The organism is Bradyrhizobium sp. AZCC 2230 (assembly GCF_036924495.1).
GTDB lineage: Bacteria > Pseudomonadota > Alphaproteobacteria > Rhizobiales > Xanthobacteraceae > Bradyrhizobium > Bradyrhizobium rifense.
On sequence record NZ_JAZHRS010000001.1, the window covers coordinates 5,486,328 to 5,503,145 of the forward strand.

Annotated in this window: 11 protein-coding genes and 1 pseudogene; 6 read left to right on the forward strand and 6 right to left on the reverse strand. The window is 54.4% G+C overall.

Translation table 11 applies throughout. The features are described from left to right. Nucleotides 1–249: 249 nt before the first annotated feature. The 5 genes from V1280_RS26300 to V1280_RS26320 all read right to left on the reverse strand — a co-directional run bounded on the left by V1280_RS26300 (nucleotide 250) and on the right by V1280_RS26320 (nucleotide 6,717). Nucleotides 250–1,545 (reverse strand): McrC family protein, encoded by a 1,296-nt coding sequence (locus V1280_RS26300; protein ID WP_334530897.1) that lies wholly within the window; start codon nucleotides 1,543–1,545, stop codon nucleotides 250–252. After that, nucleotides 1,542–3,533 (reverse strand): McrB family protein, encoded by a 1,992-nt coding sequence (locus V1280_RS26305; RefSeq protein ID WP_334530900.1) that lies wholly within the window; start codon nucleotides 3,531–3,533, stop codon nucleotides 1,542–1,544. Before V1280_RS26305 ends, V1280_RS26300 begins: the two co-directional genes overlap by 4 nt. A 511-nt stretch (nucleotides 3,534–4,044) precedes the next feature. Continuing rightward, a complete protein-coding gene (locus tag V1280_RS26310; RefSeq protein WP_334530903.1) occupies nucleotides 4,045–4,467 on the reverse strand; it encodes a hypothetical protein in 423 nt (140 codons plus the stop codon). Between the two features lie 977 nt (nucleotides 4,468–5,444). After that, complete coding sequence (locus tag V1280_RS26315; protein ID WP_334530905.1) at nucleotides 5,445–6,143, reverse strand: L,D-transpeptidase family protein; 699 nt, start codon at nucleotides 6,141–6,143, stop codon at nucleotides 5,445–5,447. A gap of 112 nt (nucleotides 6,144–6,255) precedes the next feature. Continuing rightward, entirely contained in the window at nucleotides 6,256–6,717 is a 462-nt protein-coding gene (locus tag V1280_RS26320) for a hypothetical protein (protein ID WP_334530907.1), read from the reverse strand. Between the two features lie 240 nt (nucleotides 6,718–6,957). Between V1280_RS26320 and V1280_RS26325 the strand changes: the two genes are divergently transcribed. The 6 genes and pseudogenes from V1280_RS26325 to V1280_RS26350 all read left to right on the forward strand — a co-directional run bounded on the left by V1280_RS26325 (nucleotide 6,958) and on the right by V1280_RS26350 (nucleotide 15,573). Continuing rightward, on the forward strand, nucleotides 6,958–8,310 hold the full coding sequence (locus V1280_RS26325) for a hypothetical protein (protein WP_334530910.1): 1,353 nt from the start codon (nucleotides 6,958–6,960) through the stop codon (nucleotides 8,308–8,310). Nucleotides 8,311–8,313: 3 nt separating this feature from the next. Then, nucleotides 8,314–9,066, forward strand: a complete 753-nt coding sequence (locus V1280_RS26330; RefSeq protein ID WP_334530913.1) for a TIGR02594 family protein — start codon at nucleotides 8,314–8,316, stop codon at nucleotides 9,064–9,066. Nucleotides 9,067–9,635: 569 nt separating this feature from the next. Next, nucleotides 9,636–10,913, forward strand: coding sequence for a hypothetical protein (locus V1280_RS26335; protein ID WP_334530916.1), 1,278 nt, complete (start codon nucleotides 9,636–9,638; stop codon nucleotides 10,911–10,913). 53 nt (nucleotides 10,914–10,966) lie between these two features. Further along, nucleotides 10,967–12,442 carry a hypothetical protein gene (locus V1280_RS26340; RefSeq protein ID WP_334530919.1) on the forward strand — a complete coding sequence of 492 codons (1,476 nt, stop codon included), beginning with the start codon at nucleotides 10,967–10,969 and terminating at the stop codon, nucleotides 12,440–12,442. A 944-nt stretch (nucleotides 12,443–13,386) separates the two neighbouring features. Then, nucleotides 13,387–13,980 carry a tyrosine-type recombinase/integrase gene (locus V1280_RS26345; protein ID WP_334530922.1) on the forward strand — a complete coding sequence of 198 codons (594 nt, stop codon included), beginning with the start codon at nucleotides 13,387–13,389 and terminating at the stop codon, nucleotides 13,978–13,980. 155 nt (nucleotides 13,981–14,135) lie between these two features. Further along, nucleotides 14,136–15,573 (forward strand): annotated as a pseudogene (locus V1280_RS26350) (IS1182 family transposase). 230 nt (nucleotides 15,574–15,803) lie between these two features. Here the strand turns inward: V1280_RS26350 and V1280_RS26355 are convergent. Continuing rightward, nucleotides 15,804–16,703 (reverse strand): LysR family transcriptional regulator, encoded by a 900-nt coding sequence (locus V1280_RS26355; protein WP_334530925.1) that lies wholly within the window; start codon nucleotides 16,701–16,703, stop codon nucleotides 15,804–15,806. Between the last annotated feature and the right edge of the window lie 115 nt (nucleotides 16,704–16,818).

Here is a 16,818-nt window from a genome sequence, read left to right on the forward strand (position 1 = left end):
CGCGTGGACCATTGACGGCCTCTGGATCCCTCACATCCGAGATTTTCAGGCTCAAATTTGTTCTGGAGAGACAGTGACTTAGGCTAGACGCTCAATGGCCCAGCTTTGTCTAACAAACGAGAGGAGGCCGCCGCTCTGCGGCGATGCAAAACAGTTTTGTGGGGTCAGACCGCTCATAACCGTCTGGTTGCAGGCGCCCACCAAGAAAATCAATTGACGGTCGCAAGAAGCGTTAGATGCGCCCTGGCTTTAGCCGAAGGCGAGCTGTTTTGCGAACGTCACCCGTTGGGATTGTGACGCCAACCCGCCGCGGAGTAGCTGGTCTAGCTTGAGCAAATTTAACGGTCGCAATGCTATCCTAGCTTGGGGTACTCCATAAACGGGCTCTTGAATAGCGATCTGCTGCTCGCGAGCGGTATCATCGACTGCGGGGTAGATTATCGCAGATAGCCGCTCGCCGCTAACACGACCGAGAGCGTAGAGCGCCAATTGGTAGAGCATATCCCGCGGCAATGAAGTCACCCATAAATCTCGGTATTTTGCGTCGAGAACTGCCAGCATCTGCCCGCGATGCTTGATAACAAAGTCGGGCCGTAGAATTGGCTCCCGGCGATAAAGTGGATTCTGCCCTGGAACATACTTGAACATTCCCTTGAGACGAAATTCGTCTTGAACTTCTACGTCGCTTAGATGCTCGCGCAGAAACCTCGAAATAAGGGCCTGAAAAAAGCGGTTCATGTCAAACAAAAAGCCTCTCAGGCTAACTTGAGTACCTTGGTCGCCAAGCGCCACACCCAGGTCACCAAGCAGTAACTCTATGATCGTAAATGCGGGCCTATATGCGGAGGTCCGGCGGTCTATCGCCCCCAGCGCTTCGGCCAGAGTTGAACGATTGATTGGCTGCGCAGTAACTGTAGCACCCAACATCTTGCCCATCCGCCTAACGTGCGCCTTTAATTCTCCGTCGGTAGCAAGACCAGCGGCAAAATTCAGTCCGCCGAGTAGCGCGCGATTAAGCAAGGTGTCTTCACTTCTCGGATGATAAACGCACGGCAGCGTCGTCTGGGTGCGACCGATGGTCTCCAAATAGCGCGCAAAATCGATGCGACCACGTGGACTTTTGAGCTTGCTGCGGCTGCATTCGTATTCGCGATGGATACCGCGCCCAAGCAATTCGGTGGCTTCTGCTGCGAGCTGCTGCACAAGCAAGTCTTGGAAAGTCCATTGCGACGAAGCGAAATCCGCGGCACCGTAAAGTTCCAGGTCCCGCAAGCCGTAAGCATAGCGAAAGAGGTTCAGCAAAGGTGCATCTGAGATTTTCGGATGAACGGTTACTGTTAACTCGCCGAGGACGAAGCGGCCGACAAAGGATGTCGCACGCAGTTCGAGGCCGCGGCTGAGTTCCAAAACCTCCATTCGCCCGGTTTTTGTAAGTTCTTCAGCCAACCGCCGTCCGGCGGGATTGGCAACTAGCGACCGTTCAAAAAGGACGTTGTCGGGCTCTGGACGCCGAGTCTCCCATTCTCGAAGGTTGACCAGCGTCAAGCCTCAGGCTCCTCGGCGTCAGCAGACTCCTCTGGTTCCTCTGGCTCTTCAGCCGCATCCGTCGCGGAGGAGGCGGTTACGATGTCTGGTGCGGGCTCAAGCAGAGCCTGGACTAACTCCCCTCTCCTAGCCGGACCAAAAAGCTCGTGCCGGATGCGCTGCCCTGCCTCGTCCACCAATCCAGAACCTAAAATCTGCGCGAGCGCACCATAGTCCTCGTAACAATACTCCTCCAGCAACGGAACGATGTCCTCAGCAAGGATCTGCACGAACCGCGTAAAATCCGTCACCGGGTGGCCATTCTCCAAGAGGTAGGCGTGGCCGATTTGTAGGTTTCGTGCGTCGCGGCCGAGATGAACGCGTAAGCGATCATTCAACGCAGCGAGCCATAGGCCCAGAGGAATGCTGCCACCGGCCGAGGCTACACCGAGTACTGAAATGTCCGGCATTAGCTCCACGAAACCAAACCGGCGGCGTAGTGCAGTATCCAGCAAAGCAATGGAACGGTCGGCTGTGTTCATCGTTCCGAGTACATGAACATTCGGCGGTACCGCAAAGCGATCACCCGAGAGCGGCAGAGTTACCTCTAAGCTGCGCTTGTCCTTTTCTAGGAGTGTTAGTAGTTCACCAAAAATGCGAGGGATATCGCCTCGATTGATCTCATCCACGACAAGGAAGTACTTTCTCTGCGCGGAATCGCTGCGGGCATCTTCGCAGAGCTTCTTCAAGATGCCAGCCCATCGTACAAAAACAAGTTGTTTGGCTACGTCAGTTTGAGGACGAAATCCCTCGATAAAATCTTCGTATCCATATGACGGGTGGAAGGTGCACCAGCGTACCAATCCTTCTTTTTGGTCCGTTCCTTTAACCACGGCACGCTCGCCAACGGCCAATTGCACAAATTGCCGTCCAAAAGCTCCAATTGCCGCCAAGTCTAGCGCAGTTTGACGTGCCCAGTACGTCTTTCCTGTTCCTGGCGGGCCATAGACGATTGCTTGGCCTTTGCGCTCGAGTATCGCTTGTATGCGCCCGGGAATACCTTCAAGCCGAAGAGCGTGGGTAGGCGTGTTTTGACTGGGCTTAGGCGCGGGGGTCGTGTCACCTTCGAGCAGCCGCCGTTCGATCTCGACGATGTTTTCCGGATTCTTGCCAATCGGAAAGACCGTGGTACGCAGACCTTCGGACTTGGGTAGCTTCCATTCTTCAGTCGAACTCCACATCGTAGGGCGGCGGTGTGGTGCATCAGCGGGCGCTGTGTTTTCGTAGCGATACGGACCAGTTACCCGGCCAACGCCTAAAACTCGTTCACCGTTGGCGGCGAGCAGGACATCGCCATCCTGCATACTCGAAATGAAATTACGGATCTCGCCAGCTTCGCGCGACATCCTCGCGGGGTCTTTTGGATATTCTTTCTCCAACTTGGCACGCGCGGCTTCCTTCACCTGGTCACCTGTGGCAATCGATGACAAATCTCCGAGGCCCGGCCAACCAATTGCTGCATATTCGCCATCCAGCATTGCAGGCCAAATGAAGTCCCCTTCTCCGCTGCCCAAGCGAGTGCCAACACGCCAATAGCGCACAGGCTGACCGTTTCGCTCGTTGAGCACGCTGGTGAGATGGTTTATCGGCCAACCCATCTTCGCCGCGAGCTGCACGAATCGCCCTGCGCAGACGTAGAGACCATCGTGCGCAGGTGGAATTTCAAGGATCCGCAGTAGATTGTATCGCTGCCATCGCTCATTGTGGTAGTCATCAAGTTTTTCAGGGAATAGCAAACTCCAGTATTTGTGCGACCAAGCCAATCTGCAGATATCTGGCGCTTGCTTTTCTAATGCCGCTTGCAAAGCAATGTAGGCATTATCGTCCGCCCTAACTGACAACGCCTCGAGCAAATCGACACCTAAGAGAAGCTGGTCGCGATGCTTACGCGCTATATTTATAGCGTCCAATTCAGAGATGTTCTTATCGTTCTTGGGAGAGCCGACCACCCACTCTTGAGTTTCCTTGCGTCGAAAAAGGCCGAACTGTGGGCACTTCCTCCAGCAATGCTACCAAACGCTGGACCGGGAAACTCGTCGTCGTTCTTGAACTCAAGCCAGTAGACTAAGCTTTCCTTGTTGCCGTGAGTATGCATGGCATTGAGCAGCGCCGTCCCATCTAGTGCCCTCAATTGATCTGGCCCGAAGTGGGAGCGAAACGCGGCATAGCTTGCACGCATGCGGTCAACCGAGATCAACTCTCCGCGCAGCACCAAGGTGTCGTGCGCATTGCGCAATGCTCTTATCAACTCTCGGATCTATGCTAATCATCGGCTACACCGAAAATTGGAACAACTGGAGAATAAACTGATAGCATCCTAAAATAGAGAAAGCAGGGGATTTCGCATATTCGATTCGCGTTCGAAAGCGTGGCCTGCCGTGGTCTACGAAATCGTTAGAAGGACGCAGCGTCCTGCGGTGACAACTGTCGGCCCTCGTCTCGTCGGGGGGGCTTGGTTTGTCATTTGAATAGTAGCGCCGCGACCTGCTCCCAAGGCAAGTGGAATCGAGCGATTTTGGCTTCGGTCTGTTTTCGACCATTGCCATGACGCATCATTGCGGTGATGGCGGCTCTGATTCGTTTAGGATCCACGCCCGCTACTTCATTAAGCCACACAATCATACGCCCGTTGGCGAGACGCTGATACACGGCGCGCGCATCTACGCTCCAGTCGGACCGTCCATAATAGCCCGGTCCGGAATACTCCTTTAGCCATACGATCCAGTGATCTCGGTGAGTTTCATAACCCCCCTTATTTGACTGAGGCGCTGTGGCCGGAAGCCGTCGCACCGCTCGCAGCAGTTCTTTGACGGAATAAGCACGCATCAAACCATCCGTCGTCGCAGAATTGAGCAGCGACGCTTCGATCTTCGACCAAGGCACGATCCTCCGAATTGCAGCACACTTGCCCTGAAGTTTGCGAGATACTCCAAGAGCCGATTTCTTTGCCTGAACTATTAACGGCGTCTCGACGCCGCTGGCCTCCCCTAGCCAAAGGACCATTGGTGGGCAGACAACATGGTTGTCGACGTTTTGCGGCCGTAAGCTCCCGGCCCATCATATTCCGAGAGCCAACCTAGCCAATGCTCTTTCTGTGATCTGTACCAGACCCCTTCAGCGCTCCACGTTCCTTGCTTGGTCAAGGCTCTCTCGAAGCTGAGCGTAACAGGTGGGGGCGCCTCAAATCCCTTAATTTTTCGGCGAAGTGCCTGCGGCGTCATCATACCGACTCACGCTGATTTGGTTTTCATTTTTCGGTCTGATAGCAGGTGCCCAACTTGTATGAAAGGGGGATGCATTTCGGGTTCGTTATTGCGTCTCGCGATACCCACGGCTGCGTTTCTGGAGAGGACGGCATCGACTCGGCGGAGCATCCTCTAGCTCTGCTCCAAAACAAACGATCCAGTAGCGCTCAAGCCAGGACAAAGGAAAGCAGTGCGGATCTCGGTACCGTCTGCCCTTCTGATTGATACAGCGCAACACAGCCGTCCTTGAGTTCGTCCTTGGGATAATTTGTATGTGGTTCTTCCCAAATAGCGCGCAAACGCTGCTCAACATTGGTTTTCGTCTGCGGCGGGCCGGGTAACGTATTCAAAAACGCTCGGAGATCCTCGACCGGGATCCAGGATGGAGCCGCAGCCTGATGGTCAGTTCAGGGTTGAGTGATCGTTCGAGAAGGCGATAAGCTCTCGATCAAACTACAATGAATTGCGCGTCCAGCTCGTCATTCCAGTCTTTCAGAGACTTTGGACTTTTGATGCAATCGCCGCGACTACGACACTTTGATGAGTAGGACGACAAAGTTGGCGTCTTGCAGCAGCGTGCCCAGACGCCCCGGCCTCACCGAAGCGCAAGTCCGGTTACTTTTTCAGCGAATCCGGATCAAAGACGGCTCGCGCCTGAGGCTTTAGCCATTCGAGCAAGCGAACGACATTCGTGCGTTCAAGGGCAACGCACCCCGCCGTTCCATCTGTGCTCGATCTCCAGACGTGAATGAAGATCGCACTTCCTTTGCCTTTGATTATTGGGTTCATATTATAGTTCACAACCAAACCGAATTCGTAGAGTCCATCGGTTCTTTTCATTTCCTCGAAACTTTTGGCGTTCGTGTTTCCGTGCACCCAAGTGTTGTATTGGTCGGACGCCACGTCATCGATGAATTTGTCTTCCGCCGTGGCTTGGCGGTAGGGGACGGACGTTTTCATGATGGGCCCGTAGCCGAACGCCGTTCCTATCGTGTAGATCCCCGTGGGTGTACGGAGATCGCCTTCAGTTTTTTCGTCCTCGGGAGCGAAACCCTTCTTGCCGATGACCGCCGGTACGCGAAACTTCTCCGTCCACGTGCTTCCGATTTTTTCAAAGGCGCGGAGTTCCGCTTGGACGCCCTCTCGGCCCTCGACGACGATTGCTTGTGACGTATCGGCAAGACGGTCTAAAACGCGCTGAGTGCCTGGGTTAGCATCCGCGAACGCGACGCCGCTCCAGATTAAGACAAGCGAAATACTGGGTAAGCATAAGACCTTACCGCAAGCCAACTGGGATTTCTGGTCAATCAACAAGTCCCGGCTCCCTCTGCAGTAATACAAGAGACCATCTAACGGTCTCGCTTTTCCTGAACTACGATCATTCAGCCCATAAAATGACTTGAGAAAAAAGTTGCGACAGCTCTAGCTAGAGCACGCTGAATTCTAGGACGCGCGTACCGACTCTGTGCAAGCTATCTTCTATTTGGAGCGTCAGTTTGTATTTTCCGGCCGGAACCTCGGCGTTGTTGGCGACCAGTCCTGACGAATCAATTTTAGCATTCGCAGTTATTCGATCCGTCACATCAATGCCGAGCCAACCGTACTTGGCTCGAAAGCTTTCCGGAATGATAGTAGCGCCCTCTTGGGGCTTAAAGCGAACACGGACGCTTACAGGAGACTTGATCGGCTTGGTGGCATCCGGCTGCTCGACTTCAATCGTTGGTGCGCCTGGTTGAGCTTCAATTGGAGACGCCGCGAGTTGCGGCGTCATCTTTTCGCGCTCCAATTCTTCTGCAGTGATCAAGGCCCACGCGGCTGCGCGGCGAATCTCAAAGCAAACAGCCGCGCACGTCGTGAGCAAACTAAGGGTGAGATTTCGTCGGTTCATGGCTATTCCCCCTTGCAATAATGGAAAAGTATAACGTGAGCATGTTCTCGGACCCTTGCTAGCCGCACCCCTCTTGAAGTGCGGTACCTATCAGCACCTATTGGATTAGCGGACATCCTCCACCTTAGCGAAAAGGCCAAAAACGTCGGTACAGGGACAGTCAGCATCGCTGCCCAATTTACAATTTTAACGCGACTCCCGGACAACGAGTGTTGTCATTGCCTAAAACCTGATGTTTACTTGTCACTTTCCGGACCTCATGTCTACAAAAGCAGTTTTCGAATGATGGCGAGGCGTTATTTAAGCCCCCTACTTTTAGCTTCTTGCTTTGCATGGCTCATTGCCTGCTTAACCGTCGCTGGTCGTTGTGAAAGTGGCCCCCCCCCGGCTCAACTCATCATCACTGCGAATGAAACAACTGCCGATCAGGCTGACCGGTTTGCAAAACGGCTGGAAGGTTGGACCGCGGCAGCACGACAATTCGCGACGGACGAAAATGACTTCGGGCTCTTTCCGACTTCAACTCAGGTGCCGAGTACAGGTAGATTACTTGCCTTTGTAACTCAGGATGGAATCGAGAAGCTTGTCTGGTCCTGTTCGGGCGCGGCGATCTCCCCAAATAAATTCCTATCCGCAGCTCACTGCTTCTGCAGAGACTCTGCAACTGGTGTCTATTTTGCTGACCAGAGAAGCTGTGTCGGGAGCGCGACATTTCAAAAGACAAAATATCGAATCTTTTTTCCAAATTCTGGCTTGTTTGACACGGAAGGCGCTCCTTCAATTCATCCCGAGTATAAATCTCCTGCAGGCGGCTTCTCTCCTCACGTCAGCGTACTCGCTGACTTGGGAGTGATCCAATTCGACGCAAAAGCAGAGGCCAAATCGGTCTTCTTGGCCTCGTTTCACGATGCCAAGCGCTTCCTGCTCGCTAGTTTCGGTCTGTTGTCATTCAAAGCAGGCATCGAGGGTAGAGGTTTCAAGTCGAATACAGCATACCAAGAGGGAGTCGCGACGCTATCCGGTCAGCAAGCACCGCTGGATGACCAGGGAAGTTGTCCCGAAGCTGGCGCAGATACCTTGTGCATTTGGTACAGTAGCCTTGCCGCCCGAAGCGGCCCGAAGCAAACGGTCGGACTTTGCCCTGCCGATTCTGGATCCCCGCTACTGGCAGTCGGCGAAGATGGCAACATGGGCATAGTAGGCGTCGCCTCCTATTTCTGGCCCGCGTCTTCCGAGACCTGCGATGCTAGTTCTGACAGGCGCTCTTATTTTATCGATTTGTCCAAATACCGCGATTGGCTTCAAGATCAAGCGGGGCGCCCCTCCCAGCCTCCGAAGCGCGATAATCCTTGCACCGACGTGATTTTCCGCGGCGTCCAATCCATTTCGACGACGCGCGCGCTAGTTACACTCACCGTGTTCGACGAATACCGCCCCGGCCGCCCGCGTCCCAGAGCCAGTGTGACAGCCGAGCTGCCTCCCTCGTGCAAGCAAATGGAGGACGCTGGGGTACTCGCCTGCATGGGGAAAGGCACACTCCGCATTCAAATCGACGAAGGCTTTGGACAATTGACATGGTGCAGGATGGAGTAAGTTATGACTACTCGACGAAAACTATTATCAATCAGCACAATCGGCGGAGCAACCACTGCTCTGTTAGCGTCTAAAGCATTCGCGCAATCCGTCTCGACCGATAAGAACCTTTTAAGAGAATTTGGATTTGTCGGGCCCGCCGACGATCCTGAGTTTGGTCCCACCATTCGTGCGAAAGATGAGCCATTAGTGGGCAATGTCGTGGGCAGCGCTCCGTCGCGTCCCGAAGAGGTCGCAACTGCATTTCGATTGCTATTGAATGCGCCTCGCGACACGAACCAACTGGCAATTGCTTCGTATTTCGAAACGATTCCGAATAAGAATGCCGATGGAGAGCCATATAACTTCGAATGGAGCAATCGCGCAAATCCACTGATAGTCGGCTTCTTTTCACTTACGAACACCCTCCCGAGCGAGGGAGATCAAACTTCATGGTGCGCAGCGTTCGCGAATTTTTGCCTATATCTTTCTGGCCATAAGGGGACCTTCAGTGCGCTATCGGGCAGTTTTAGAAAATATGGACAGCCCACCGACAATCCAAAACCTGGCGATCTTGTGGTTTTCTCAAAATGGGGGGAGGACGGTAAAAAAGGATTTGGACACGTCGGCTTTTTTCTAGCGATGGAGCAAGACGGGATAAAGATGCTCGGCGGAAACCAGAGAGGTGCAACAAGAAGCACGGGTGCCGTGACAACAACAACTATGCCAAAACAGAGCGCGGATCTCGTTCTGCACAGCTTCCGCCAGGTCTCTTAAGCAATATTGAACGAGGAAACGCCATGAAGCTCGTTCTGATGATCGTGGTTCTATTTGGATCAATGCTAAAGCCTGTAACTGCGTTGGATCTAAGTATTGATCGTAGTAAGCTAACTCCTCGCCCTAGTCTGCCCCCTATTCTACAGCAGGGCGACCTTAGCAAGCGTGTGCCCGAATTTCCGGATTCGAGCGCGATCAAAGATGTCCGAAGTCCGCAACAGGGCGATCCTAGTCCCAGAGTTCCATCAGTAGAGCCGCCGCCTCCTCTGCAACAAGGCGATGCTAGCAAGGGGGTGCCGGAAATTTCGGATTCGAGAGCGCGCAGAGATCCGCGGAGAGAGCAACAGGGCGACCCTAGTCCCAAAGTCCCACCAGTAGAAGGTCCGCCCATTTCCGGCGGCTCACGTCCCCAGCAGTTGCTTGGGAAATGATTAGGTCGCCTCAATCGTTCGCGACCCTCGTGCTTATCGTGCTCCTCGGCTTCGCGCGACGTTCGGATTAGTGAGGGCCGGGCTGGAGATCCGAGTCAGAAAATCACTCCTCCATCGTACGATATTCGGAGACGATGCATGTTCAGAGTTCTTTTTTCTATTCTGGTCCTATCAAGCTTCACTTCCTCTGCGACCGCTCAATCACCGCGTGTCACCCTCAGCGCCTCTACCGTTTCGACCTGCGATTTTGCGCGCGCACTGGGAGCAAATGGTCAGCGGGACATTAGGATTAACCTAAAGGTCGGAAACGCATACAACTACGGGGAGGCCTACGGGCAGGTTTTCTTCGATTTTCGAAAAGGCGGCAAATCTCAAGCGTCCGCAGATTGGTTCGAAGGCTTTCGACGTACTCTAATTGCGACAGGCCTGTTTTCAGAAAATCGAGAGTACTTATTCACCGTAGGTGCATTTGCGAATGTTCCCGACGCTAACTCTGGCACGCTCAAGCGCGTGGAGTTGGGAAAGCAAATCTTGTATCATTTCAAGGCTGGTCAGGGCGGGACCCTTGAGTTGCTGACAACCGCAGTTCAGGCAGGAGATCGTAGGTTTGTAACCACCACGGAGTCAGAAGGACTTTTTCCACTAACTCCTCGGATCGAGATCATAGCAAACACCAACATAGTTCAGCTCGAATTTGAGTTTTTCAAATCAAAGCAAACGCAAATCGAGACAGGCTTGATTGGAAAAATTGCGGGAGCTTTGGGTAGCGTACTTGGATTTGCTGGAGGAATTACCTTCCCGCAGTCGCAGGCAGTATCATCTGTAATTGAAGGACTGACAAAGCCGATCCAGGATGTCGCAACTGCTATCAGTCAGCGGTTTGAGCCAATAGAAAGTCTGAAAAAGATAAAGTCTGTAGGCTTCCTACCAGGGATCGCAATCGATTTAAACAACGTTGCGGTGTACAGCGCGGAAGTTGTCAACGGAAATCAGATTGAGAACTACGACGTGCGGACGTATGCGGCGGTAATTCCCTCGATCATCAGCAATAACCTTGATGGTGACTGCAATTTTCCGAAGTACAGCGATGATCCGAATTCTATTCTAAGAGCAGCCGTCACGACGAATGGGACCATCGAGCAAATTTACAAGGCTGACAGTATCCGTCGGACGTTCTTGGCCCAACTAGGCACGCAAAGCACTCGTGCAGACTTAGTAGAGGCATGCAATAGCATCAAAGAGGATCTGCGAAGCTACTTCGGTGGATTCGACACCTATGCCGTGTTCTGGTCAATCCTGGCAAGCCGTGAAAACAACTTTGGTGATAAGGTGTCTGCAAGAGATTGTCTTACCTCGTCAGAACGAAAAATCACGTACGAGAAGCTAAAGCTGCCTAAGCTATTCGGTGAAACCTAGACGCACTCAACAATATTCGCTTTCGAAGAATTGGCCGAGTTCGAGATAGGGCGATGCAACGTCTGCGGAATAAAGTCTCCATCATCGCATTACTGTTCTTTTGCTGCAGATTTGACTGCTGTTTTGGTGAGGAAGCGGTTACTCCATCGACCGCTCAAAGTCCGAATGACTTTTTGGCGAAACAACCAACGCCGACTCAATCACCAAATCTTATTCCGGGTGGTGCCGCGCTACGCGCCGGTCCTGCCAGTCTGTCATTGCGGTATAATGAGGAAGATACAACTACCGTCAGCGAGATCGCTAAAGCACCTTGGGCTGCCGCGAATGATGACTACGGCGTCGCGGATGCAGACCGCTTAGGCGTTGTAGGCCGCAAGAGCAGTTCGTCCACCAGGCTGATGATCGCCATCCAGGGACAAGAGCCGAAAGAGGGGCCGGAGATTTTCGGAAAACCTCCACTCGAAATCGCAGCTTCCGTCAATCTGGGTGAGAAAAGATATGCCCTCGGGAATGCAGTCGGACCAGATGACGAATGGCATGCGCGTCTGTGGCGATTAGATCAATTTGGCGAAGTTGATATAGATCCACAACGCCTTTTCATTAAGCTACGCTCGGAAGGACGGTACCTCCTACGTTTTTCCCGCATCACTGAAGAGGCTGTCGTTCAGCGATGGGCGGCCCTGGTGGTTCAGAAAGATAAAGGAGAGTCCAGCGCGCGGATTATCGTATTTGACGATAAGGAGCGAATGCTTTGGACCCGCAAATACGCGGCAACGAAATCGACCTTTCGCCAAGAACCGCGGTCTATCATGTATTGGGCTAAGTACGACTTGCTCCTGTTGGTCGGATCGTATTTCGAACAAGGCACGAACAGGCCATGGGTCTATGCTGTGGATGCGAGCACAGGCAATAATTCGTATACTTTTCCGATTGGCTTAGCTCCGGCTCAAACGACAAGCGAGTTTACGCGGATTCAAGAGATTGAAGATGGTTTCCTCGTGACGGGATGGACCATCGGCAATGGAAAAAAGGATAAGAATCTTATTCTGCAGCGTTTGAGCAACGCATTCGAGGTTGTTTGGACGCGCATTTGCGGGGGCGCGTCTGACGACGAGGGGTGGTCTCTCAATCTAAACGGCGGAGCGATCTACGTGGGAGGAGAAACGCGGTCCAAATATGATGATGAGCGACGGCGCGCATGGATCCTCAAATTTGATCAAGATGGATACTTGGTTTGGGAGCAAGGCATTGGGGATGGCCGCGTGATATCGTTTTTTCGTTCTCGCGAAGGCATGGATGCCCTTCTTGGTAACGGAGCAAGATACTCGGTTGAGACGAAGCGGGGGCCGAGGGCGGCTTTGAACTGGGAAGGTAAACACTCGTGGACGCGAGGAATGCAGAGCCAACTGAAACTTGGATCTCAGTTAAGCGTAGAGCCTAGTCTGACTTGCGTTGATCCGAGCCCACTGAACGTTCTTAACGCTGATGAATACCTTGCCAAGGTCTCACGTGATCGACGCATTCGGTAGAAGGGCGGGTACTCATCGGTGGACCTAGTTAAGGATGTCCAGGGTAACGATGGGTGGTCCGCAGAGCAGCGGCTGCGACCGGGCGGCCTTGCGTTCGAAGATCGAAACGCTCAAGCTCTCGTTTCTAGCCTTTACGAGTAAGAACGCGGGAAAACAGTTTATGGGCAGTGCGGTCTCTCTCAGCGAGCAGTTTCCCATCCGAGAGGCAAAGGTCTTTCTTCTACCTTCCATCTTTCTCGCCGCTGAATAGCAATGGGCCTAAACGTTCGAGCATTGGCATAGTTTTGCTCAGGAGGTGACCCGCGCATAGTGACGACGCCGAGGCTCTGAGGCCCGCTCCAACTCAGTCGAACTCGATACCTTTTCGCTATTACGTTTACAGTTCTCGCTCTGATTTGCTCCAGTAAATTGCGCTTGCGTGGCTATGGTTTGTAGATAGAATCGTGTTTAGATTCACAAACGTTATGCTGGGCAAGCAGGCGAAAATCTTAGCTGCTGACCAAATCGACCATCTCCTAACTGTTTGCCGAAACGACTCGGTATCCTCTTCGAGACCGTGTGCTCGGTGTAAGCTGAGTCTGCGCGCCGCAAGATTGCGAACCTCACATGGGGCAGATAGTTCTTAGCCGCACGGTGCGATCAGCACAGTGTTAGAGTTGCTCGACCGCGCCGCCATGAATGCCACGGTCGAATCATTCCGGTTCACTCAGAGCGCCGCGATGCGCTTGCGAGCCGCCCTCCAAGACTCATCAGAAGGCTCTGAGCCCAATACCCGCTGGTATGGCCTGCCCCGCTCGTAAGTCGCAATCAGCCGCGTATTAGCGCCACGAGTAGCTATCGAGTCTCAAATCGAGCGCATCTCGCGTTCGTAAAGCAGCCGTTCTTCGAACAGTTCACAATCAAACCGCCAAGAAACTACGGTCAAATCAGCGAGGAGAAATACGATGCCAGCCATCGTAAAACGAACAGTCATGCCTATTCGGCGGAAGAATGCCGAGCTTCGTACACGAGAATATCTGACTGATGACGAGGTACAGACCTTGGTCGATGTCGCCAAAGCAAATCGCTACGGCCATCGCGACGCCACCATGGTCCTGGTGGCCTATCGCCACGGATTCCGCGCTTCAGAGTTGACGGACCTTCGTTGGGACCAAATCGAATTCTCGTCAGCTACTCTTCATGTCCGAAGAGTCAAAAATGGAACGCCAAGTACGCATCCGATCCTCGGAGACGAGCTTCGTGCTCTGCGCAAGCTTCAGCGAGAACAGCAACCAAAATCCCCGTTCGTCTTCACTTCCGAACGCGGCACTCCGTTCAGCACCGCGGGATTTGCGCGAATGATCGAGCGGACAGGCGCGGCTGCAAAATTACAATTCAAAGCGCATCCACACATGCTACGGCATGCTTGCGGCTATACGCTCGCCAACAAGGGACACGACACCCGCGCGGTGCAAGCCTATCTGGGGCACAAGAATATTCAGCACACTGTACGCTACACCGAGTTGTCGCCTACCCGCTTCAAGAACTTTTGGCGGTAAATACACCGGTTAGTGCGGGCACGTCGGTTTTGCCCTCGAAAGAGGACCTTAGGCCAGAGCGCCGTTTATGTCAGCTATGGGCCCAGGCCGTGTGAAAACGCTCTGTTTTCCGTGATTCGCACGATAAGATTCCCGGTGACTTTGCGGGGCATCTGATGAAGCGCTTTGTTGAAGGGTTGGATCGCGGGCAGAGCACGATGTTTCCGGCATCGCTCGACGATTATGTAACCGAGGATAACCCGGTGCGTGCGGTCGACGTGTTCGTCGACGGTCTCGATCTCGATAAGCTCGGGTTTGTCGGTGTCCAGCCCCTCGATACCGGCCGACCCAGCTATCACCCCGGTGTTATGCTCAAGCTGTACATCTACGGCTATCTTAATCGGGTTCCGTCGAGCCGGCGCCTGGAGCGGGAATGCCAGCGCAATATCGAGATGATCTGGTTGACCGGGCAGTTGACGCCGGACTTCAAGACCATCGCGGATTTCCGCAAGGACAATGGCAAGGCCATTCGTGAGGTCTGCCGCGAGTTCGTCGCGCTGTGCCGCAAGCCTTGATCTGCTTGTTGCAGCGAGCGTCGCCATCGATGGATCGAAGTTCAAGGCCGTCAATGCGCGGGACAAGAACTTCACCGAGGCGAAGATGAAGCGGCGTCTGGAGCGGATCGACGAGAGCATCGCCCGGTATCTCTCACAGCTCGAGACCGCCGATCGACACGGCGATGCGGTGCCGGAGGCGAAGGTTGAGCGATTGAATGGCAAGATCGAGAAGCTCAAGGAGGAGATTGTCCGGCTCAATGCGATCAATGCGGAGATGATGAAGAGCGAGGACAAGCAGATCTCGCTGACCGATCCTGACGCACGCTCGATGGCGACCAGTGGCAAGGACACCGGCATCGTTGGCTACAACGTGCAAATTGCGGTTGATACGCAGCATCATCTCATCGTGGCTCACGAGGTGACTAACGTGGGCACCGATCGCCACCAACTCGCCAACATGGCCGGACAGGCGCGCGGCGAGATGGCTGTCGAGGCGCTCGAAGTCGTGGCAGACCGCGGCTATTACGATGGTGAGGAGATCAGGGCCTGCGAGGAAGCCGACATCACGGTGACGTTGCCGAAGCCGATGACTTCGGGCGCCAAAGCTGCTGGCCGCTTCGGCAAACAGGACTTCGTCTATGTCGCCGCCGACGATGTCTATCGCTGTCCCGCCGGCGAGCGGCTAACTTATCACTATACGAACGTAGAGGACGGAAAGACACTGCGCCGCTATTGGACAAGCGCCTGCAAAACCTGCGCGCTAAAAGCTCAGTGCACGACAGGCCCCGAGCGCCGCATCTCACGCTGGGAGCACGAGGTCGTTCTGGAGAAAGTTCAGAATCGGCTTGACCACAACCCCGATGCAATGAGGGTTCGCCGTCAGACAGTGGAGCATCCGTTCGGCACGATGAAGTGTTGGATGGGGGCAACGCACTTTCTCACGAAAAAGCTGCCAAAGGTGGCCACCGAAATGGCGCTCAACGTGCTCGCCTACAACATGAAGCGCGTGATGATGATCGTGGGCGTAGGCGGATTGCTGGAGGCGATGCGGGCGTGAGGCCGGCTCTGCGCGACCAAATCAGCGTCTATATGACGCTCCTGGTTGCCACTGAGATGACAGGGGGTCGATTCCACCGAATTAGAAGCTAGGCGGTGCGAAATGCGCCAAAGCGCCCCAAGTTGCGGGATTTTCACACGGCCTGGGCCAACAGCAGACTCATGCACTGCAGCAAAAGCAGCGTCGTCATACACGATCTCAAAAACCTACAGTGTCGTCATTCACCCTGCTTACAGATGAGAGTTGGCCCGTAGTTCCTCCAGAAGCGCAGCGAACGCCGGGGAGGGGTGGCGCCGGTTAGGGTAATAGAGATGGTAGCCGGAGAACGGCGGGGTCCAATCTTCCAATACCCGGACCAGGCGTCCATCGGCGATGAACGGCGCCACCATGTCTTCCATCACGAACGCCAATCCGGCGCCATGAAGGGCGGCGCTGATGAGCAGGTGCGTGTCATTCAGGACGAAGGGACCATCGACGTGGACGGTGACCCTGCGTCCGTCGCGCTCGAACTCCCAGGCATAGAGCCCGCCGGAGGTCGGCAGCCGGATGTTACAGCAGCGGTGATGCGTGAGGTCCTGGGGCTCGACCGGGATGCCGTGGTCAGCGAGGTAGGCCGGGCATCCGACGACCACCATCCGTAGATCAGGGCCGATGCGCAGGGCGATCATATCCCGGGCGATCTGTTCCCCCCGCCGGACGCCGGCGTCGTACTGTTCGGTGACGATGTCTTTGAGAGCGGGTTCGATCAACACCTCAACCTTGATGTCGGGATAGCGCGTATTCAGCCGAAGCAGGACGGGCCACAACACCGTCTCAACGGCATGCCGGCCGGCGGTGAGCCGGAGCGATCCCGAAGGCAATTCGCGCAGCTCGCTGAGTGCATTGAGCTGAGCCTCAATCTCACCCAGAGCAGGGCGAAGCGTGCTCAAGAGCTGCTCGCCCGCAGACGTCGCCATCACGCTGCGGGTGGTGCGCGTGAGTAGGCGCAACTTCAGGCGCTCTTCCAGCCGGCGAACCGACTGGCTTAAGGCCGATTGCGATTTCCCAAGCTTGGCCGCCGCCCGCGTGAAGCTGCGGGCGTCAGCGACAACGGCGAAGATCGCGAGGTCGCTCAGTTCGTCGTTCAGCATTCATAAGCCTGACTAATAACTTCATGCGCGATTACCACTCTAATCGACTGCACGCTGTCAGTCCATCTTTAGACCACATCACGGACGCCAGCGCCTCTGACGGCGCTCGGCCCAT